Below are 18,900 nucleotides of genomic sequence, written 5' to 3' on the forward strand. Positions count from 1 at the left end.
GAGCCTGCTAAATGCCAGGCTCCGTTTCTTTTTGCGCGGCGACTGAAATGATCCTGACAATGATCTTCGCCAGGTTCATGATTGTATAAAGACGAGTATCATTTAAAAATTGTGAAGCCGGCAGCGGATCGATATAATTCACGATCCCTTTGAAATGGTAGTCCCCTACCTCCGGAAGCATTTTTTCAAGAGCTTTTCCCGGCGCAAGGGGGCCCTTATTAAAACTAACAGAACCGACTTGACCCTGATCGCCGAGGCATGCATCCATGCTGATGATGAGAGGTTTCTTTGGTTTTTGAATCTTTTTAAGGATTCCTTTCAAATTAAACGCATGAACCGGTTCTTCCAAAGTTCCGTATACACGATAGGGTATTTCATGTTCCAACAGCATTGTTCCGACTAATGGTCCTAATGAATCGCCGACATAACGGTCAGAACCAATGCATAAGAATACAATCTCCTGATTCTCCCGTTCAGCATGCTGGAAAATTTCATTTAATTTCAGGGCTGCACATTTAATTTCTTTTTCTTCTGTTTTACTCTTGGATTTTACATAAAAAGCAGGTTCTTCTGTCATTTCATTATAAAATAGATTCACTGTTGTCCCCCCAATCGGCTCTGTTCATTATAACCTGAACATTATGCAGAAGCCCGCGATTGCTTCTTCTTCTTACATTCTAAAACATGTAAGAATCGAAAGAAAGGAGGGAGGATCATACAGACAGCTACTACCCTCAGCACTTGAACCGCGGCGACAAAGGCAGAGTCGGCATGAAACACGACTGCAGCCGTTGTCATTTCTGCAATGCCGCCCGGGGCAAATGCAAGCACCGAGGTGATGAATGGCAAATCGGTTGCAGCTGAAACAAGATAAGCACATAAAAACATAGAGAGCACAAGCCCAGTTGTACTTAAGAATGAAACAAACAAGGTTTCCTTCAACCCGATGAACATTTTCTTATGAAAACGGGAGCCTATGCTTGCCCCGATAAAGATTTGCGAAAGAATTATTAATTCAGGCGGCCACCAGGCTGTCAGATCATACCCGGCTGTAAAACTGAAAGACTTTGCCATGGCAACAAATATCATTGTCCCGATCAGCCATGGAGCAGGAAATTTCAATAATTTAAATAAGTAAGAGCCTAGCCATGCGGCCAGTACTAGGATAACAGTCCCTGACAACTCTTTGAATTCAAAAGTTGATACAGCAGGAGAAACCGTGTGCTCAACCGGGGTACCTATCCACATAAAGAGCAGAATTGGGATGGAGAGAACGACAATGAATATGCGCATGGTCTGAATGATGCTTACCATTCCTGTATTCGCGCCTGCTTCTTCTGCCATACCCGGCATGGCGGACAAGCCCCCGGGCGCAGAGGCGAAAAAACTGGTAAGCATATCAAGTCTGCTGTATTTCCATAAAATTAGGCCTGAGAGCAAGGCAAAGAAAAGAGAAAGAAGCAGCATCATCATGACAGTCAGCCAATTCTCTTTAAAAATATAAAAAACAGAATCATTTAATTTCATGCCCAGTTCAATCCCTAAAATACCTTGCCCAATTAATAGCCAGTGCACCGGAATACCTGTTTGGGGCATTTTCAGCCATTTCGGACTCATGATGGAGAGGAAAGCAGCCATCAGCAGTGTTCCAATCATCCAGCCGACTGGAACGCCTGTAAGAGAAATAAGAAATCCACAAGCCCCGCAAACTGCCATAAAGAAGACACATTGAAAAAAAACGCTGTTTTCTTTCATTCAAGCTCCTTCTTTCCATGATTTAAAGCTGTGAACGGATACATCACTAACTTATTAACCCAAATATAGTATACTTTTAGATATAAATAAAATATTAAATTTTTATTCTTATCCATAAATAAAATTGATGTTTAATAGGGAGGAAATGAGGGTGGATGAACGGGATTGGCTGGTTTTACAAACGCTTTACCGCGAAAAAAACATCACAAAGGCTGCGCAGCATTTATATATTTCACAGCCGGCATTGACGAATCGCCTGCAGCAGCTGGAAAAGGAATTCGGTGTGACCATTGTGCACAGAGGAAGGCGCGGCGTTCAATTTACTCCACAAGGAGAATATTTGGCGAAATGTGCACATGATATGCTGTCAGCCATTCAAAAAATAAAAGAAAATGTCCTGAATATGGAGGATAACACAGTTGGAACTTTAAGGCTTGGCGTATCTAACTTTTTCACAGATTACAAGCTTCCCAATCTATTAAAATTATTTAAAGAGCAGTATCCGAAAGTGGAATTCAAGGTAACGACCGCATTCAGCAGCGAAATTGCCCATTTAATTTACGGCGGGGATGTTCACATCGGGTTTGTCAGGGGAGATTACAGCTGGAAAGGGCAAAAGCGTCCGTTGTTTGAAGAAACCTTGTGCATTGCTTCAAAAGAAGAAATAGATATCTCGAAACTCCCTGAACTGCCGAGAATTGATTATCATACAGATCCTCTTCTGAAAACAGCTGTCGATCATTGGTGGTCTGAACATTTCACTCAGCCTCCATTAATAAGTATAGAAGTGGATAAAGCCGATACGTGCAAAAAAATGGTTGTAAACGGATTAGGCTATGCCATCTTGCCGAGTATGATCTTAAGTGATGTTGATGACCTGCACAAAATTGTGATCGAAACAGTTGATGGAAAGCCTATCATGCGTAAAACATGGATGTTTTTTCACGAGGAATCTCTGCAGCTGAATATTGTGAAGGCGTTTGTGGATTTTATCGAGAATTTGGATTTTGAGAATGGGATTTAGGCGGAAAGGAATAAGAAAAGCGCAAAACATCAATGCACAAAATTTTATCCTTTCTTATCTATAAAAAATAAGCTGATGTGGATTCACATCAGCCTTTTTCAGTATAGGACTCAGCATGTCCTTTTATTTTTTTCTTGTTAAACATACTCTGTCTTTTTTTCATCGACTTCGTCAAATAACCGCCTTTAAACGAACGGATTTCATAGGACATCATGAAAGCAGCCGGTTCTCTTTCCTGAATAATTTCGAGCAATTCCTCTTCGCGTGACCGCTTTGAAACGATGTCTAAACGATAGCGGGTGGAATTGATGCCCTGTCCTTCAAACGAAGTAACGCCGAAACCTGCATTTCTTAAATCATTCACAAGCTCCGAATTTCTCTCCGGAATATTTACTTGATACGTTATATAGCCAATGGCCAGCTTCTTCTCCAATAATCCGCCGAGGAGCAAACCAATACTGAATCCAACGACGTAAGCGATAATGTTATAAAAATTTGAAAGATCCTGAAAAACAATCCCTAAGCTGATGATGTAGATAATCGCTTCCAATAACCCGACACCAGCTGCTGATTTTGTTTGATTTTTTACAAGAAGGATGGTTCTCATCGTGAGGACCGGAACAAAAATCAGCTGCAGTAAAAAGATTAACAACGCTTGAAGCATCATGTATAAAACTCCTTCTTCCTGACATAGGGAAAGCTTAACATATTTCGTAAATCTTTTCAGTTATTCGTAATTATTCATGAAATTACCATTTGGTTGATTTAAATCAATCAATAAATATTATGGATGTGAGCCTATTAAAATAGTAAATACCGATAGAGAAAAAAAGGAAATAAGACCCAATTATAAATATTAGAAAATTTAGAAAATAGTAACAATTAGCCATTTAATAAATCATTGCTTCATGTGATAATGTAGTTGAATTCAACTTAATAAAAGCATTGGAAAAAGTAAGTGTCAAATTGTTTCATTTCCCTCACCAAGATAGGAACTATCATCCTGCGTCTATTCACCAAGATAGGAACTATCCATCCTGCGTCTATTCACCAAGATAGGAACTAACCATCCTGCGTCTATTCACCAAGATAGGAACTATCCATCCTGCGTCTATTCACCAAGATAGGAACTATCCATCCTGCGTCTATTCACCAAGATAGGAAAATCCATCCTGCGTCTATTCACCAAGATAGGAAAATCCATCCTGCGTCTATTCACCAAGATAGGAACTATCAACCCTACGTCTATTCACCAAGATAGGAACTATCAACCCTACGTCTATTCACCAAGATTGGAACTAACAATCCTGCATCTATTCACCATGAGTTTTCATCACAAATTCAACCAAGAACTTTCACATTACATACCATTATTATCCATAACTATTAACTTAGTTATCATCCTCACAATCTTATTAAAGTCATTGGAAAAAGTAAGTTATTTATTGGGGGTGTTTGCCTAAATGCGAAGAACTGGGGATTTGAAACTAATTCAAGAACTCAATCGCTCTATTATTCTTGACATGATCCGTAAAGAAGCTCCAATCTCCAGGAGTGAAATCGCCAAACGAATAAATATTAGTCCAACAACTGTGACCTCTGCTGTAAACGAGTTGATGAATGAAGGATTTGTCAGGGAGGATGGCATTGGTGTTTCGAATGGAGGGAGAAAACCAGTTTTGCTGAGGTTTGATCCAAATAGTCATTTTATTATAGGTGTTTCCATTTCAAATTCCTATATAAAGGTTGCTGAGATGAATTTGGAAGCGGAAATACGGCGTAAGGCAGTTTACTCTACAAATCTGCATTTCGGGCAAGCTGTGATTGATCATATTTTAGAGAGTATTAAACAGTTCCTTCAAAACACAGTTAACATGGAGAGATGTGTTGGCATTTCAGTTATTACACCGGGAATTGTCGATGCGGATAAAGGCTTCATCTCATATAACACAAAATTAAATTTAAATCATGTTCCCCTGAAGAAATTAATCGAGCAGCAATTTGGTCTAAAGACCTATTTGGACAATGACACGAATTCCTTTGTTCTTGCCGAAAAGCATTTCGGTTCTTACAGCCATTATAAAGACGTGATTTATATTACGGTCGGGGATGGCGTTGGATCGGGCCTAATGATCAATGGTTCCATTCACCGTGGGTATAGGGGAAGTTCCGGTGAGCTTGGGCATACAACCGTCAATAGAGGAAGCGGAGTAAAATGTGAATGCGGCAATATCGGATGCTTGGAAAGCTATGTGAATTGGCCTGCGATATATTCAAAGATCCTCACCGCAATTCTGACAAGAGGCCAGCAGACGAAAATCCAAGAGCTTGTGTCTGAGGATCTCAGCCAAATAACTCCAGAAATTTTCATAAAAGCAATAAACATGGGAGACTTGATCTGCTTAAAAATTATGGATGAAGTCGTCTCTTATTTATCTGCAGGCATCGTTAATTATATCCATTTATTTAATCCGGAAGTTATTATACTTGGAGGCAATATGTTCCAAGATAATTTATTGTTTATAGAAGCTATTCAAGAGGAGGTGTCAAGACACGTCATCCCAGCCTTAAAGGATGATATTCATATTCTCCCAACGACACTCGGGCCTGAATTTGAAATGATGGGTGCTGCTGCTGTGCTTTTACAGGAAAAGTTTCGTTCACCGGGTTTTTTTAGCTAATTAGATTTCTGAATATTTAAAAAACAGGAGGGCTCAATATGCTGAAAGGTATTAATCAATGGTGTTATCCGGATGGAACATCACTTGAAAAGATTTTTGAATATAGTTATGAATCTGGCTTTGAAGCAGTAGAACTGAATGTTTATGAAGAAGGAGGAATAGGGCTGACAATGGAAACGGCTGCTCAGGAAGCGGCCGCTATTGTAAAAATGGCAGAGAAATATGGCCTGAAGCTGCCGAGTCTTTCGACGGGATTATTATGGAAAGCACCTCTATCCTCACCTGATGAGAATGTAAGAGAAAAAGGCAGGAGCATTGTGAAAAAACAAATCGAGCTTGCTGAAGCCATGGGAATCGGTACGGTCTTGGTTGTTCCTGGGGTTGTCAATGAAGAAACCTCTTATGCAGAGTGTTATGAGCGAAGTCAGATAGAACTTCGCAAGCTGGCTGCTTTTGCTGAAGAAAAAAAAGTGCATATTGGGATAGAAAATGTCTGGAATAAATTCCTGTTAAGCCCCCTGGAAATGGCAAGATACATTGATGAGATTGAATCTCAGTATGCAGGAGCTTATTTTGACGTCGGGAATGTCCTTCAATTCGGTTACCCTGAACAATGGATCCGGATCTTGAATGACAGGATTCGAAAAGTGCATGTGAAAGATTTTCGGACAAGCATAGGAAATATAACCGGTTTTGTCTCATTGTTGGCAGGAGATGTAAATTGGGCTGCAGTGATGAAGGCTCTGAAGGAAATTAAGTATGACGATGTATTAACAGCAGAACTATCACCATATTTGATTGCTCCACAAGAGCTTGCAAATGACACAGCTCGACAAATGGATGTTATTTTATCAAGCTGTACAATCACACAAAAAGTATAGGAGGGAATAAAAGATGACAAAGGTCAAGGTTGGGTTTATTGGAGTAGGCGGCATTGCATCGGTGCATTTAAAGAATTTAAGTTTGAATGAATATGCCGAGATTGCGTCCGTATGTGATCTATCAGCAGAGAGAGTAAAAGAGGCAAGCCGATTGTATGGAGCAAAAGGATATACAGATATAGATTTAATGCTTGAAAAGGAAACACTGGATGCGCTGTTTATTTGTGTTCCTCCATTCGCACACGGGTTTATTGAAGAGAAAGCAGCAGCAAAGGGGATACATTTGATGGTTGAAAAACCGCTGGGACTTGAGCTGGAAGGTGTTGCCGCGAAAGCAAAAGCGATTGAGCAAGCAGGGATTATCTGCGCAACCGGCTATTGTTTGCGCTATCTGGACACTGTGCAAAAGGCAAGGGAATATTTGCAGGATAAGGAAATTGCAATGGTGCGCGGACATTATCTGACTTCTTTTGTTTTAACGCCATGGTATCGAAGCATAAATAAATCCGGCGGACAATTAGTCGAGCAATCAACACATACCTTGGATCTCATCCGTTACTTGGCTGGAGATGTAAGCACGGTTTATGCAAACATGTCGCTGCAGGTGATGAATGATATCCCGGAAATTGATATTCCGGACGTAACTTCTGTCAGCTTTACGCTTGAAACAGGCGCAGTGGGCCATCTTGCCAGTTCGTTTATCCAGGCCGATCACAGTTCAGGAGTTGCGCTTTATGGGCGTGACTTCAGAGTAGTTATTGATAACACAACCCTTCACATTATTGAAAAAAACAAAACGGTCACTTACAAATCAAGCATTGATTTCTATGCTGAGCAGGATCGGGCATTTATTGAAGCGATTCGATTAAAGAATAAAGCCTTAATTCTTGCACCATATGAAGAAGCGTATAAAACATTGGGTGTAACGCTTGCTGCCAATGAATCAAACAAATCGGGCAAGGCTATTCATTTAAAAGAATTTATGTCTGCTGCTGCGGGGGTTCACTAAATACAATCTCACCAAAATGAGGTGAGAAAATGAGGGAAGTAGCGGTTGGTGGGACGGGAATTATGGGGAAGCTGCACCTTGAAGCATGGTCTAAATTAAACGACTGTGAAATTTCAGCGATTATTGGAACTGCTGTTCCTTTTCCTGCAGAAGTATTTAATAGAAGGAATTACGTTGAGCGGGGTTTGGCAGGAATCGCATTCGATGCGTTTAGAATACTAAAAGATATTAGATGAATTTAAAGTTGGTTATTTATAGGGAAATGGGGGGATTATGTGCAAACTACAACTCAAACATCTCCAGGAAACTCTAGCAAACTGGTTCTAAAAAGACGTAAGAAAATTTTTACAAAGCGCGATGCTGCCGGATATCTTTTTTCAGTACCTCTATTAATAGGAATCTTTGGATTTGCTATTTATCCAATGATTGGTGCACTTATCTTGAGTTTTAAAAAATCTTCAAGCTCATTTGAAGGAAGCTGGACAGGTTTTAGCAATTACAAATATGTTCTAACGGATTCTATGTTTTGGAAATCAATCTACAACACTCTCTATATGGGGGCTTTTACGGTTATATTGGGAGTTTCTTCTTCTTTTATTCTGGCAAGTTTGATTCATAATGTCGCTTCCTCCAAATGGAGAAATTTCTTTAAAGGTGTTTACTTTCTTCCCAATGTCGTTTCGCTGGTTGCAACAAGTATCTTATTCTCTTTTCTTTTCAGTCCTGGAGAAGAAGGGCTTCTAAATTACGTTCTCGGCTTGTTGGGAATGAAGCCTATTGGGTGGTTTACTGATCCCTCTTATTCTCGTTTTAGTATTGTTTTGATGACGCTTTGGGGAATGCTCGGCTATAATACGATTATTTTTATTGCTGCTTTGACTAGCGTTCCAAGGGATTTATATGAAGCAGCTGAAGTGGACGGAGCGAACTGGTTTCAGAAGTGGCTTTATATCACTGTTCCATATTTAAAGCCAATTATTATTTTTATGGTCATTATTGGCACGATTAATGCAATGAAACGTTTTACGGATGTTTGGCTGATCGGGGGAACAGCCGGAAATCCTGCAGGATCTTTGATGACAGCTGTCCTTTATATTTATAGAAATGCCTTTTTGGCTTCTCAAATGGGAATTGCTACAGCGGCATCCTATATTCTTTTTATGATAATACTTATCCTGACCATTATCATGCTGTATTCAAATAAAAAAAATAATCTGGATTAAAGGAGGAATACCATGAAAATTGTACCTGATCAAATTCATCAGAAACATTCAGGCAGATTAATCCTTAAAGAAAAGGCCCCCAAAAAAAAGATTCGATTTGGAGGACATCTGTTAACTGGAATTTTGTTTTTGGGCTCTCTCATCATGATTGTCCCCTTTATCTGGATGGTCACAACAAGCTTTGACTGGGGAGCCAGGCTGAATATTCCTTTTCCACCAAGATTTTGGCCAGAGGAGGCTTCGCTTTTGCCTTATGAGGCAGCATTTACAAATGTCCCAATGATCAAATACATGATTAATTCGCTTATTGTAGCAATAGGAGTAATTTTAATCAGTTTAATGTCAGCCATATTTTCCGGATATGCCATATCCAAGCTTAAATTTAAAGGTGCAGGGATTATTATGGTACTTGCACTCAGTACGATGATGATTCCATTTGAGATGACAATGATTCCTCAATATTTGCTTTTCGATAAACTGCAGCTTCTTGATACTTACTGGGCCTTTTATCTTCCCGCATTAAATTATGCATTCGGAACTTTTTTGGCAAAGGCATTTATTGATCAGCTTCCAGGGAGTCTGCGAGAAGCTGCAATCATAGATGGAGCGAATGAATTCACCGTTTTTTTGAGAATTTACCTTCCATTGTGCATTCCGATCCTTGCAACGATGGTCATTCTTCAATTTTTGGGTGTCTGGAATGATCTATTATGGCCGCTGCTCGCACTGAAAAGTCCCGATAAATATACCATTCAATTAGGGCTTGCCATGTTTACGTACAACAAAGATATTCCTTTGCCTTCTATTATATTGGCGGCAACAAGCGTAAGTCTTGTGCCTATCGTTGCTGTTTATTTATTTCTGCAAAAATATATAGTGGAAAGCATTGCTTTATCAGGAATTAAGCAATAATTGTCCTGTTAAGTCGGGATAAATTGCATAAAAAAGAAAAGAGGGGAACCAGAATGAAAAAACTTATGATCATGTTTCTGGCATTTCTGATGTTTTTTTCGCTGATCGCTTGCTCTTCAGAATCCAGCAGTACAAGTGAAAACAAAAATATCAAGGTGGTCTCGGAGGTAAAAGGAACGGTAAGGGTGGCCCTTGCAGGGTGGCAGCTAGAGAATGGACTTGATCCAATCACAGGCACTCTGGCAACGGGATTAAATGAATATGTTGAAAAAGAATTCAAACCGAGATATCCCAACATTAAATTAGAACTGTATCAAGTTCCATGGGAAAATGCTCAGGCGAAACAGACTGCTCTGCTGCAGTCAAAAGATGTTGATGTTCTTTATACTGGAGGCGCATTCGCTTCACAGTGGATGGAAAAGGGATTGCTCCGTGGAATCGACGATTTAATGGAAAAGGATGCAGCATTTGATTCAAGCATCTATTTAGATGGTATTTGGGAGAATTCGTACAGTACAAAATCGTTTAAAGGAGAGAGATACGGTCTTCCTGCAGTCCTTGGAAGAAGGATAACCATCTACGATAAAAAAATCTTCGATGAATGGGGCGTAGATTATTTATCTGAAAATCCTACTCCTGAAGAGATCTTAGATAAAGCGAAAGAAATGACAGGTAAAAATCCGAAAACAGGCAAGCAAAACTACGGGTTATGGTGGAATGGGAATGCATTAAATGCTTCTACTTTTGTTGCATTGGCTCATGCTTATGGTGCTAAAGGGGCAGAAGGAAGCTTGGATGATACTGCTAATATTAAATGGATGCTTAATACTCCAGAAATGGTAAAGGTTCTTGAATGGCTTGAAAAAGCTGCAAAGTATCCTCCGAAAGCATTTATTAATAATCAGGGAGCAGAAAACTTCGGACTGGAAAAAAATCGAATTGCCATTGCTTTAGATCATTCTGGAGCGGGCACAATGGGAGAATTTCAGGCAAATAAAGATGAAAAGCTTTTAGAGCGATTTGATACAAGTTTAAATCTTGGACCAAACGGCGAAGGCTGGGTGGCTGCAGATCCTTTTGTTATGGCAAAAGATGCAAAAAATGTTGAGGCTTCATGGGAGGTCATGAAATTTTTAACTGGCTATGAAACTCAAAAGCACAACTATGATAACTACAAATTTACGCCAACTTTAAAAGAATCTGACTTTGTGAGTAAAAATGACAAATATATGAAACGGGCAATGGAGGTAGCGGATATTTCGAAATCGACGCTAATGGATGAGGCAAATCCGTTTTTCAGCAGTGAAATAGCTCCGGCTATTAATGGATTTATCAGTAAAGCAGCAAATAAACAGGCACCTGATATTCAAACGTTTCTGGATGATCTGCAAAAACGAGCTGAGAGCTGGTCTGCCAGACAATAGAAAAGATATGAGCGTGATGAAACGACTCAATTAAGAGGTGATTAAATATGAAAATTGGATTAAGTTCGTATAGTCTGGTTTCAGCGCTGAAATCAAAAGAAATTGATATTTTAGAAGCGATCAGCTGGATTGCGGAACAAGGAGGAGAGCACATTGAAATTGTTCCCTTCGGATTTACACTCGATCACAACCCTGATTTAATCGAAGCAATTCGCCAAAGGGCCGAGAGCACCGGCATCGAGATATCTAATTATGCCATTGGAGCTAATTTTATTTCATTAACAAGTGAAGAATTTGAGAAAGAAATCGATCGTGTTAAGGGACAAGTTGATATTGCCTCACAATTAGGAGTTAAGCTGATGCGCCATGATGTTGCCTCAAGGCCACCGCAAGAGGCTTCCATTCAGCAATTTGAAAAAGATCTGCCGAAGATTGTTGAGGCTTCCCGCAGGATTGCTGATTATGCTGCTGAGCATGGAATTACAACAAGTATTGAAAATCATGGGTATTTTGTTCAGGCGAGTGACCGTGTTCAAACAGTTGTGGATCATGTGAATCGGCCTAATTTTAAAACAACGCTTGATGTGGGGAATTTTATGTGTGTGGATGAGGAATCTGTATCAGCGGTAAAAAAGAATATACCGATTGCTTCCATAGTTCATATTAAAGATTTTTATATGCGGCCGTCGCATTTCAATCCTGGAAAGGGCTGGTTCCCGACAGCATCTGGAAACTATTTGCGGGGAGCAATTATTGGTCATGGCGACATAGCGATGCGGGAAGTTTTAAAAGTGATTAAACACTCAGGATATGACGGGTATTTGTCAGTAGAATTTGAAGGAATGGAAGAGTGTAAAACAGGCTCGAGAATCAGTATGGAAAATGTGCGCAGAATGTGGGAAGAAGTTTAAATTAATGTGGGAAATGGGGGATCAAGCGATGAGTAAACTAAAGATCGGAGTCATTGGTGCTGGTTCTATTTCAGAGATGCATATGCAATCCTATGAAAATAATGATTTTGCAGAATTGTATGCGATCTGTGATATGAATGAAGAAAGAGCACATGAAAAAGCAAAAAAGTACAATGCGTCAAAGGTTTATTATGATTATGAATCGCTTCTTGCTGATAAGGTGATTGATGCTGTCAGCATATGTACTTGGAATAACTCTCATGCCGAAATTGCCATTGCTGCACTCGATGCAGGCAAACATGTATTAGTTGAAAAACCACTTTGCACAACAGTAGCTGATGCATTGAAAATTGAAGAAGCAGTTAAACGAAGCGGCAAGCTCCTGCAAGTTGGTTTTGTCAGACGTTACGCATCAAATACTGAAATCATTCAAAAATTCGTGAATCAAAATCATTTTGGCGAAATCTACTACGCAAAAGCCTCTTGCTTGCGCCGTTTAGGGAATCCTGGAGGCTGGTTTTCGGATAAAGAAAGATCAGGAGGAGGACCTCTTATCGATCTTGGAGTCCATGTCATAGACATTTGCTGGTACCTAATGGGGAAACCGAAAGTGAAATCGGTCAGCGGCAATACGTATTCAAAGCTCGGAAATCGCTCTAATGTTAAGCATTTATCGTTTTATCAAGCAGCAGATTATGATCCTGATAAGAACACAGTGGAAGATCTGGCTAACGCCATTATCCGATTTGAAAATGGCGCTTCATTGATGGTGGATGTCAGCTTTACCATTCATGGGAAAAAAGATGAATTAACAGTGCAATTGTATGGAGATAAGGGAGGATTTGAGCTGGAGCCTGAATTATCCATCGTAACTGAACAGCATGATATTATTTTGAATGCAACGCCTCAGATTAATAATCTGTCTTTTGATGTTGTACAGGCTTTCCAAAATGAAATTGATCACTTTATTGCTGCATGTAAAAGAGAAAAAGAAACGTTGAGTCCGGTAGAGGATGGAATTGAAATGATGAAAATACTTTGTGCGATCTATGAATCTAGTGAAAAAGGTACGGAAATACAGTTCGGACAGAGTGTTGAAGTGTAATAGAATCTGATTGTGTGTATGGAAAGGAGGAGAATCGTCTAATGAGTACCGGCTGGGTTACTGGAAATCTCTACAGACTATGCGATTGGTTTTACAGGCTCGCTTTCTTAAATTTATTATGGATTGCGTTTACTCTGGCCGGATTCATTCTATTTGGCATCTTTCCATCCACGACAGCCGTATTTACTGTCATAAGGAAATGGTTAAGAGGAGAAAATGATGTACCGCTTGTCCGTACGTTCTTGCAATCCTACCGGAAGGAATTCTTTCATTCTAATAGGCTTTGCCTTCTTTTTGGACTAGCAGCCTGCATCCTCTATGTTGATTTGAAGTTTGTACAAACTTTGCAGGGGGCCGCATTTATCTTTTTAACAAGCATTTTTAGTTTGATGATTATTTTGTTCGTCTTTACTCTGATCTACATTTTTCCTGTATATGTTCATTATGAGATGAGGACACTCTTATACTTTCGGCAAGCTTTCTTTATTGCTATCGTAAATCCTTTTCAGACCATTTTGCTGGTGCTGGCCTCTGTACTCTCATTCTATGTCACAATGATGCTGTCAGGTCTCTTTCTTTTCTTTGGAATAAGCGGTATCTCGCTTCTGATCATGTGGTATTCATTACGAATCTTTAGGTATATGGACTGGGAAATGAAAAAGCATCTTGCTTCAGAAAGTTAAGGTGAATACTAAAAAATGATTTTCATTTTAAAAACCTTCTACTTTTGTTTCAGCTTAAGCGTAGGTTCCCTTCAATTTCTTAATTTATATTATGGAGAGATTGGGCTTGCAAAAGGGCAGATTGGCATGCTGTTTGCAATCGGACCGCTTGTGATGATTGTGGCTCAGCCTGTATGGGGTGTGCTGACTGATTTATGGGACCGTCCCAAGGCAACGCTGCTTTTGGCTCTCCTTGGTTCAGCTTGTACAGCCGCCTTTTTTCCTTTTGCATATGATTTTCATCATTTCGTGATTTTAAATCTTTTTTATTGGTTTTTTCAAAGCTCTATTAACCCAATTGCCGATAGTACAGCTCTAGCTTTGCTGGTAGATCGCAATGATTTTGGCAAAATTCGTTTGTGGGGCTCATTAGGGTATGCAATCGGTGTTATCAGTATTGGGAGAATTCTTGATTTTATCGGGTTAGAATTTATGTTCTTGCTTCACAGCGGAGTGCTGCTTATAACATTGCTTGTATTATTAAGACTGCCGATTCAAAAAGGCGAGAAGAAGCATTTTCTTATAAAAGAAGCGGCTGGTCTCCTTAAAAACCAAGCATTTGTACTGTTCTTGTTTTTTAATTTTTTGCTGCAGCTGACGATCAATGCGAATAACTCGTTTTATGGAATTCATATGCAGTCCCTTGGAGCCAGCATTACAATAGTAGGCTTTACCCTGCTATTAAAATCAATTTGGGAAATACCTTTTTTCGCGGTTTCAGGCAAACTGATGAAGAGATTTTCTTATCCTATGCTTTTGTCATTTGCTGCTTTTATTTATGCATGCAGGTGGAGTGTCCTGGGTTTCAGTGATAATTTGCAAGTGCTGATTTGGACTCAGATATTGCTTAGTTTTTCTTTTAGTATTCACTATTTTGCATCTGTAGCCTATGTAGATGTATTGACGCCGCAAAATTACCGGGCTACCGGGCAAACTCTTTATACGGCTGTGACCCTGGGATTGGGGGGAGTGACTGGCAATCTTTTGGGCGGCTGGGTTCTGAATCATTTTGCAGCAGAGACGATGTTCCAGCTAACGACTGTCCTGGCATTGGCTGGCATTCCTTTTTTATGGATGGAAAAGAAAGATCCCTCAATAAAGGTCAGCAGAGAAAAAGATATCTAAAAAGAGGATTTGGTGAAATGAAAGTCATTCTTTATTGAATATAACTCTAGTAAGTCTCTCTCATAACAAGGAGGGGCTTTTTATTTTTTTTACTGTATTTTCAGCGGGATTGTTTAAAAAAGTATGAACAAAATGACTTAATTCAGGAAATCCTCGAAAAAATGCCGGCTCAAAAACAGAGCTGGTTTTTCATCTGAATAGTCAAAACCAATTAAAATTTCATAAAATAAAAATATATAACCGAACCCGTATTTTCATCCCCCTTCATTCCTTTAAAATGCAGAGAGGTTAATAAGGAGTGAGATCATGCACGGTAACAGGCTGTCAGACATAAAAAAACAGGAATGGCATGCGTTTGAAATACTTGAGCACTACCCAAAGTTACAGCAAAGTTGCCAGTTTCTGACCCAAAATAAACATGACGGGGAAGATGTAGTCCAGGATGTGATACTAAAAGCGATGCCGACATCTCATATTGGTGCACTGTTATCTTCTTGGGGTTAGTGCTCCTTGTAATTTTCTTTTAAAAATCGGTTAAATAAACTATTTATATTAAGGAAAAAAACACTTGGAATTTTTTATTCAGTTGTATAAAAAATCAAACAAACTTGCGCTTCTGTCGCAGTTTTTCTGCTCTACTTTCCTCTATAGACACCTGGTGTAACACCATATTTCTTTTTAAAAGCTCTAATAAAGTAGTTTGTTTCCATCCCCAGTCTTTCAGCTATTTCATGAACATGCCATTCTGGTTCTTCTTTCAGCAAAAAAATGGCTTTCTCGAAACGTATTTTATTTAAATATTGATAAGGTGTCAGACCGTACATTTTGCGGAAAATTCTTGTGAAATGCTGTGGTGTAAAGCCGGCAAGACTTGATAAGCTTGTCATTTCCAGAGGTTCGTCGTAATGTTCGTGAAGAAGATTTACGATTTTGCGAATGTTTTCGTGAGGTGAATGTTCTGCGCTGTTTATATGGCTTTCGCTGTTCGTTTCTTCCAGCTTTCTCAGTTCCAGCAGGAAAGAGTAAAGACTGACGGATGCATTCATTACGGCATCATTCTCATTTTTCTTTGCAATTTGCCACAGCTTTTCAACATATGACCAAAGAGATGAAAATGATTTTACAGTCATCACTTTCGGCTGTTTAAGTCCTATATTCTCAAGGATTGGATTTACCGAATTTCCCTCAAACCCAATAAACCCTAATTGCCAGGGCGACTTGGTTAATGGGAAATACTCATGCGCCACTCCGGCAGGTAAAACAAGGACATGCCCCGCCTTTAATTCAAGCTCGCCAAGCCCAAAAATTCGAAATACCCCCGTGCCCTTTTTAGTCAAGAAGACTTGATTCACGGGAAATCCGACGGGCCTGTTCATGTATACCTGATGCTCCCATCCAATTGAGTACAAAGTCAACGGTATTCCTTTGTTTTCCCCTCTTGTATTAAGAAAATGAATTGGCAGCATGGCCCTCCTCCTCCGTATGTTCAAAATATCCTATTTATTCGTTTGTTTTGTCCTATAGATTTGTGAAATATTCCATTATGATAAATATAACTAAAGATTATAAATATTTAAATAATTAAAAAGATGTCAATGAGAAGTTGCCGATTCAGTCAATGTGCCTATGATCTGCCGTTACAGAAGGGAGGAACATGTACAACTGAAGGAACAATTGAAACCTTTTTCATGTGTGCCTTTAAGAAAATAGCTGAAGAGTCTCAGCTTGTTTGCAGTAAAATGAAAGCGCTTTAAAAAGTGCTGTTTGATCCTTTTCAGTTCTTGTAAGAAGTGTAATTATGACTATTTCAAAAGGAATGATTGCAATGAAGTCAAGGAAGGTTTCAGGAATCGTCATGATCCTTTTTATGTTTTGCGCTGTGATCGGATGTACAAAGCCTGTAAGTACGGAAGATGCAGACGCTGATAGCAAGGTTCAGCTTACAATATGGTATTACAATCGATCGATCGATGATGAACTTTTGGCAAGAGTTCAGGAGCAGTTCCCTCATGTTAGATTGAAAACCCAAAAAATTGACAGTGCCACATACAAAACAAAACTTCAAACTACATTGATTGCAAAAAACGGAGCACCGGATATTGTTGCAATGAACGATTGGGTTTCTGAGTTTTTGCCATATCATGATGAGTTTGTAAATCTATTAGATTTAGAAGGTGAAAAGATAAAAGATCAATATCTGGACTGGAAGTGGAATCAGGCGTTAACACCAGATAAAAAGCATTTAATTGCCCTGCCGATGGACATTGGTCCAACCGTTTTATTCTATAGGGAAGATTTATTTAAAGAAGCTGGGCTTCCAACCGACCCGGCTGATGTATCTGCACACCTTTCAACTTGGGATGATTATATAAAAGCTGGAGAACAAATGAAAGTCAAAACCGGAGTCTACATGTTTGATACGATCAACAGAGTGTTCACCCAGCTCACAAGTCAAAGGAAAGATATATTCTTCAATAAATCTGATCAGTTTATAGGGGATGGGCCATCTATTAAAGAAGATTGGGAATATGGCGTGGAAATCCATAAAAAAGGATTAAGCGCAAACTTAGAAAATGGACCTGAATGGAGCGCCGGCATGAACAATGGAAAAGTGGCTTCATTTGTGGGCGCTTCCTGGGAAAAATTAATTCTTCAGGATGCTGCTCCTGATACCGCAGGAAAGTGGCGGGTTGCAAGGGGTCCAGGCGGCGGCGGGAACAATGGAGGTTCATTTATAGGAGTATTAAAAAGCTCAAATCATCCTAAAGAGGCATATGAGGTCATCAAGTGGCTGATGAATCCTGAAAATCAGCTTCAATCCTATTTGAAAATGGATTTATTCCCTTCAACACCCAGCATATATGATCAACCGGAAATGATTGAGGAAGAATCGTTTTTTGGAGGCCAAAAAACGGTGGAGGTCTTTAGCGAAGCAGCCCAAGATGTTCCAGTAGCATACTATGGCCCTGAGCATTCTACAGCCAGAGCCGCTTTCGATGAACAATTGTTAGTGATAGCAAGACAAAATAAAGATCCCGGCAAAGCATGGAAAGATGCATTAGAAAAAATTAAAAGGGAACTTTCACATTAATGATCTGGCTGGACCTATTTAGCATTCTTCATGCAATGGACTGAAGGCTTCTTCAGCAGATTAAAGGAGGGATTAGAAAGGTGGATGGCCCCATGAAAATTGAAAAAACGGAAGCACTTGCACACCCAGCCGTTCCGTTACCTAAAAGCGGCATCTGGCATGATATTTATAAAAATAAAGTATTGTATCTCTTTATATCGCCATTTTATCTTCTCTTTTTAGCATTTGGTTTGTTTCCTGTAATCTTTTCTTTATTTCTTTCATTTCAAAGCTGGGCCGGAATTGGAGAAATGGAGTTTGTCGGGCTGGTCCAATTCCAGTATTTAATAACGGATCCTGTTTTTTGGAAGGCAATTGGAAATACCTTTATTATTTGGTTTTTATCAACCATACCCATGCTGTTTGGTGCATTGTGCATTGCGTTTTTGCTGAATGTACCCAGTCTCAGATTCAAAGGATTCTACAGAACCGCTTTTTTCTTAACTAATGTTACGTCTATCGTAGCGGTTACCATTATCTTTAAATCTATATTTGGAAATCAGTATGGGCTCCTCAATTATATTTTAACCGTGATCGGTCTTGAGCCTGTTCAATGGATGAACTCTGGCATTCTAGTCAAAATTGTGATTGCTTCCATGGTTGTCTGGCGATGGGCCGGTTATAACGCCATTATCTACCTTGCAGGCCTTCAAAGTATTCCAAATACACTTTACGAAGCTGCAAAAATAGATGGTGCGAATTCATATCAAATGTTTTTTCATATCACGATTCCCATGCTTCGGCCTATTATCCTGTTTACAGTTTTAATGACAACAATAGGATCCATGCAGCTGTTCACTGAACCGCAGGTTTTGCTTGGAGATTCTGGGGGCGTTGGAGAGTCGGGCTTAACAATTGCTTTGTACATGTATCAGCAAGGGTTTATCAAGCATGAGTTTGGATATGCAGCAGCCATTTCATGGGCACTCTTTCTAATCATTGCTCTTTTTTCATTATTCAACTGGAAAGTTGTACAGAGGACTGGCGTGAAATCCTAG

At 39.5% G+C, this 18,900-nt stretch carries 19 protein-coding genes; 15 read left to right on the forward strand and 4 right to left on the reverse strand.

The annotated features are described in order from the left end of the window. Window positions 1-7: 7 nt before the first annotated feature. Both yyaC and QLQ22_RS07665 read right to left on the reverse strand, forming a co-directional pair. Window positions 8-598 carry a spore protease YyaC gene (gene yyaC, locus QLQ22_RS07660; RefSeq protein ID WP_284016374.1) on the reverse strand — a complete coding sequence of 197 codons (591 nt, stop codon included), beginning with the start codon at window positions 596-598 and terminating at the stop codon, window positions 8-10. Between the two features lie 41 nt (window positions 599-639). Then, the gene (locus QLQ22_RS07665; protein WP_284016375.1) at window positions 640-1,755 is read right to left on the reverse strand and encodes an AbrB family transcriptional regulator; all 1,116 of its coding nucleotides are present in this window, start codon (window positions 1,753-1,755) and stop codon (window positions 640-642) included. A 151-nt stretch (window positions 1,756-1,906) separates the two neighbouring features. Here QLQ22_RS07665 and QLQ22_RS07670 point away from each other — a divergent pair, with 151 nt between their 5' ends. After that, on the forward strand, window positions 1,907-2,779 hold the full coding sequence (locus tag QLQ22_RS07670; protein ID WP_284016376.1) for a LysR family transcriptional regulator: 873 nt from the start codon (window positions 1,907-1,909) through the stop codon (window positions 2,777-2,779). A gap of 88 nt (window positions 2,780-2,867) precedes the next feature. Here the strand turns inward: QLQ22_RS07670 and QLQ22_RS07675 are convergent, their stop codons facing one another. Next, the gene (locus QLQ22_RS07675; RefSeq protein WP_223443248.1) at window positions 2,868-3,443 is read right to left on the reverse strand and encodes a DUF2179 domain-containing protein; all 576 of its coding nucleotides are present in this window, start codon (window positions 3,441-3,443) and stop codon (window positions 2,868-2,870) included. A gap of 799 nt (window positions 3,444-4,242) precedes the next feature. On the opposite strand from QLQ22_RS07675, the gene QLQ22_RS07680 reads away from it, so the two are divergent. The 12 genes from QLQ22_RS07680 to QLQ22_RS07735 all read left to right on the forward strand — a co-directional run bounded on the left by QLQ22_RS07680 (window position 4,243) and on the right by QLQ22_RS07735 (window position 15,276). Continuing rightward, window positions 4,243-5,460 (forward strand): ROK family transcriptional regulator, encoded by a 1,218-nt coding sequence (locus QLQ22_RS07680; protein ID WP_284016377.1) that lies wholly within the window; start codon window positions 4,243-4,245, stop codon window positions 5,458-5,460. A 38-nt stretch (window positions 5,461-5,498) separates the two neighbouring features. Further along, window positions 5,499-6,341 carry a sugar phosphate isomerase/epimerase family protein gene (locus tag QLQ22_RS07685; protein ID WP_284016378.1) on the forward strand — a complete coding sequence of 281 codons (843 nt, stop codon included), beginning with the start codon at window positions 5,499-5,501 and terminating at the stop codon, window positions 6,339-6,341. Between the two features lie 13 nt (window positions 6,342-6,354). Continuing rightward, window positions 6,355-7,350: a Gfo/Idh/MocA family protein gene (locus QLQ22_RS07690; protein WP_223440869.1), complete on the forward strand. Its 996-nt coding sequence runs from the start codon at window positions 6,355-6,357 to the stop codon at window positions 7,348-7,350. A gap of 29 nt (window positions 7,351-7,379) precedes the next feature. Beyond that, window positions 7,380-7,586 (forward strand): hypothetical protein, encoded by a 207-nt coding sequence (locus QLQ22_RS07695; RefSeq protein WP_252208371.1) that lies wholly within the window; start codon window positions 7,380-7,382, stop codon window positions 7,584-7,586. Window positions 7,587-7,625: 39 nt separating this feature from the next. Further along, window positions 7,626-8,573: a carbohydrate ABC transporter permease gene (locus tag QLQ22_RS07700; RefSeq protein WP_252208373.1), complete on the forward strand. Its 948-nt coding sequence runs from the start codon at window positions 7,626-7,628 to the stop codon at window positions 8,571-8,573. 12 nt (window positions 8,574-8,585) lie between these two features. Further along, window positions 8,586-9,485 carry a carbohydrate ABC transporter permease gene (locus QLQ22_RS07705; protein ID WP_284016379.1) on the forward strand — a complete coding sequence of 300 codons (900 nt, stop codon included), beginning with the start codon at window positions 8,586-8,588 and terminating at the stop codon, window positions 9,483-9,485. Window positions 9,486-9,538: 53 nt separating this feature from the next. Next, a complete protein-coding gene (locus tag QLQ22_RS07710; protein WP_252208377.1) occupies window positions 9,539-10,909 on the forward strand; it encodes an extracellular solute-binding protein in 1,371 nt (456 codons plus the stop codon). A 47-nt stretch (window positions 10,910-10,956) separates the two neighbouring features. Continuing rightward, window positions 10,957-11,820, forward strand: a complete 864-nt coding sequence (locus QLQ22_RS07715) for a sugar phosphate isomerase/epimerase family protein (RefSeq protein ID WP_223440875.1) — start codon at window positions 10,957-10,959, stop codon at window positions 11,818-11,820. Between the two features lie 28 nt (window positions 11,821-11,848). Further along, window positions 11,849-12,925: a Gfo/Idh/MocA family protein gene (locus tag QLQ22_RS07720; protein ID WP_284016380.1), complete on the forward strand. Its 1,077-nt coding sequence runs from the start codon at window positions 11,849-11,851 to the stop codon at window positions 12,923-12,925. A gap of 41 nt (window positions 12,926-12,966) precedes the next feature. Next, window positions 12,967-13,608, forward strand: coding sequence for a YesL family protein (locus QLQ22_RS07725; RefSeq protein WP_284016381.1), 642 nt, complete (start codon window positions 12,967-12,969; stop codon window positions 13,606-13,608). 15 nt (window positions 13,609-13,623) lie between these two features. Continuing rightward, a complete protein-coding gene (locus tag QLQ22_RS07730) occupies window positions 13,624-14,772 on the forward strand; it encodes an MFS transporter (RefSeq protein ID WP_223440878.1) in 1,149 nt (382 codons plus the stop codon). 306 nt (window positions 14,773-15,078) lie between these two features. After that, a complete protein-coding gene (locus QLQ22_RS07735) occupies window positions 15,079-15,276 on the forward strand; it encodes a hypothetical protein (protein WP_223440879.1) in 198 nt (65 codons plus the stop codon). Between the two features lie 131 nt (window positions 15,277-15,407). Here QLQ22_RS07735 and QLQ22_RS07740 read toward each other — a convergent pair whose 3' ends face one another. Then, a complete protein-coding gene (locus QLQ22_RS07740) occupies window positions 15,408-16,238 on the reverse strand; it encodes an AraC family transcriptional regulator (RefSeq protein ID WP_284016382.1) in 831 nt (276 codons plus the stop codon). Between the two features lie 332 nt (window positions 16,239-16,570). Here QLQ22_RS07740 and QLQ22_RS07745 point away from each other — a divergent pair, with 332 nt between their 5' ends. Next, window positions 16,571-17,863 (forward strand): ABC transporter substrate-binding protein, encoded by a 1,293-nt coding sequence (locus QLQ22_RS07745; protein WP_284016383.1) that lies wholly within the window; start codon window positions 16,571-16,573, stop codon window positions 17,861-17,863. A gap of 92 nt (window positions 17,864-17,955) precedes the next feature. Then, window positions 17,956-18,900, forward strand: a complete 945-nt coding sequence (locus tag QLQ22_RS07750; RefSeq protein WP_420828833.1) for a carbohydrate ABC transporter permease — start codon at window positions 17,956-17,958, stop codon at window positions 18,898-18,900.

The sequence above is a fragment of the Metabacillus hrfriensis genome (assembly GCF_030127205.1).
GTDB lineage: Bacteria > Bacillota > Bacilli > Bacillales > Bacillaceae > Bacillus_P > Bacillus_P dongyingensis.

Coding starts and splice junctions, on each gene's coding strand:
- QLQ22_RS07665 (WP_284016375.1), bottom strand. CDS start 1,755: ATGAAAGAAAACAGCGTTTTTTTTCAATGTGTCTTCTTTATGGCAGTT.
- QLQ22_RS07675 (WP_223443248.1), bottom strand. CDS start 3,443: ATGCTTCAAGCGTTGTTAATCTTTTTACTGCAGCTGATTTTTGTTCCG.
- QLQ22_RS07680 (WP_284016377.1), top strand. CDS start 4,243: ATGCGAAGAACTGGGGATTTGAAACTAATTCAAGAACTCAATCGCTCT.
- QLQ22_RS07685 (WP_284016378.1), top strand. CDS start 5,499: ATGCTGAAAGGTATTAATCAATGGTGTTATCCGGATGGAACATCACTT.
- QLQ22_RS07690 (WP_223440869.1), top strand. CDS start 6,355: ATGACAAAGGTCAAGGTTGGGTTTATTGGAGTAGGCGGCATTGCATCG.
- QLQ22_RS07695 (WP_252208371.1), top strand. CDS start 7,380: ATGAGGGAAGTAGCGGTTGGTGGGACGGGAATTATGGGGAAGCTGCAC.
- QLQ22_RS07705 (WP_284016379.1), top strand. CDS start 8,586: ATGAAAATTGTACCTGATCAAATTCATCAGAAACATTCAGGCAGATTA.
- QLQ22_RS07710 (WP_252208377.1), top strand. CDS start 9,539: ATGAAAAAACTTATGATCATGTTTCTGGCATTTCTGATGTTTTTTTCG.
- QLQ22_RS07715 (WP_223440875.1), top strand. CDS start 10,957: ATGAAAATTGGATTAAGTTCGTATAGTCTGGTTTCAGCGCTGAAATCA.
- QLQ22_RS07720 (WP_284016380.1), top strand. CDS start 11,849: ATGAGTAAACTAAAGATCGGAGTCATTGGTGCTGGTTCTATTTCAGAG.
- QLQ22_RS07725 (WP_284016381.1), top strand. CDS start 12,967: ATGAGTACCGGCTGGGTTACTGGAAATCTCTACAGACTATGCGATTGG.
- QLQ22_RS07730 (WP_223440878.1), top strand. CDS start 13,624: ATGATTTTCATTTTAAAAACCTTCTACTTTTGTTTCAGCTTAAGCGTA.
- QLQ22_RS07735 (WP_223440879.1), top strand. CDS start 15,079: ATGCACGGTAACAGGCTGTCAGACATAAAAAAACAGGAATGGCATGCG.
- QLQ22_RS07740 (WP_284016382.1), bottom strand. CDS start 16,238: ATGCTGCCAATTCATTTTCTTAATACAAGAGGGGAAAACAAAGGAATA.
- QLQ22_RS07745 (WP_284016383.1), top strand. CDS start 16,571: ATGACTATTTCAAAAGGAATGATTGCAATGAAGTCAAGGAAGGTTTCA.
- QLQ22_RS07750 (WP_420828833.1), top strand. CDS start 17,956: ATGAAAATTGAAAAAACGGAAGCACTTGCACACCCAGCCGTTCCGTTA.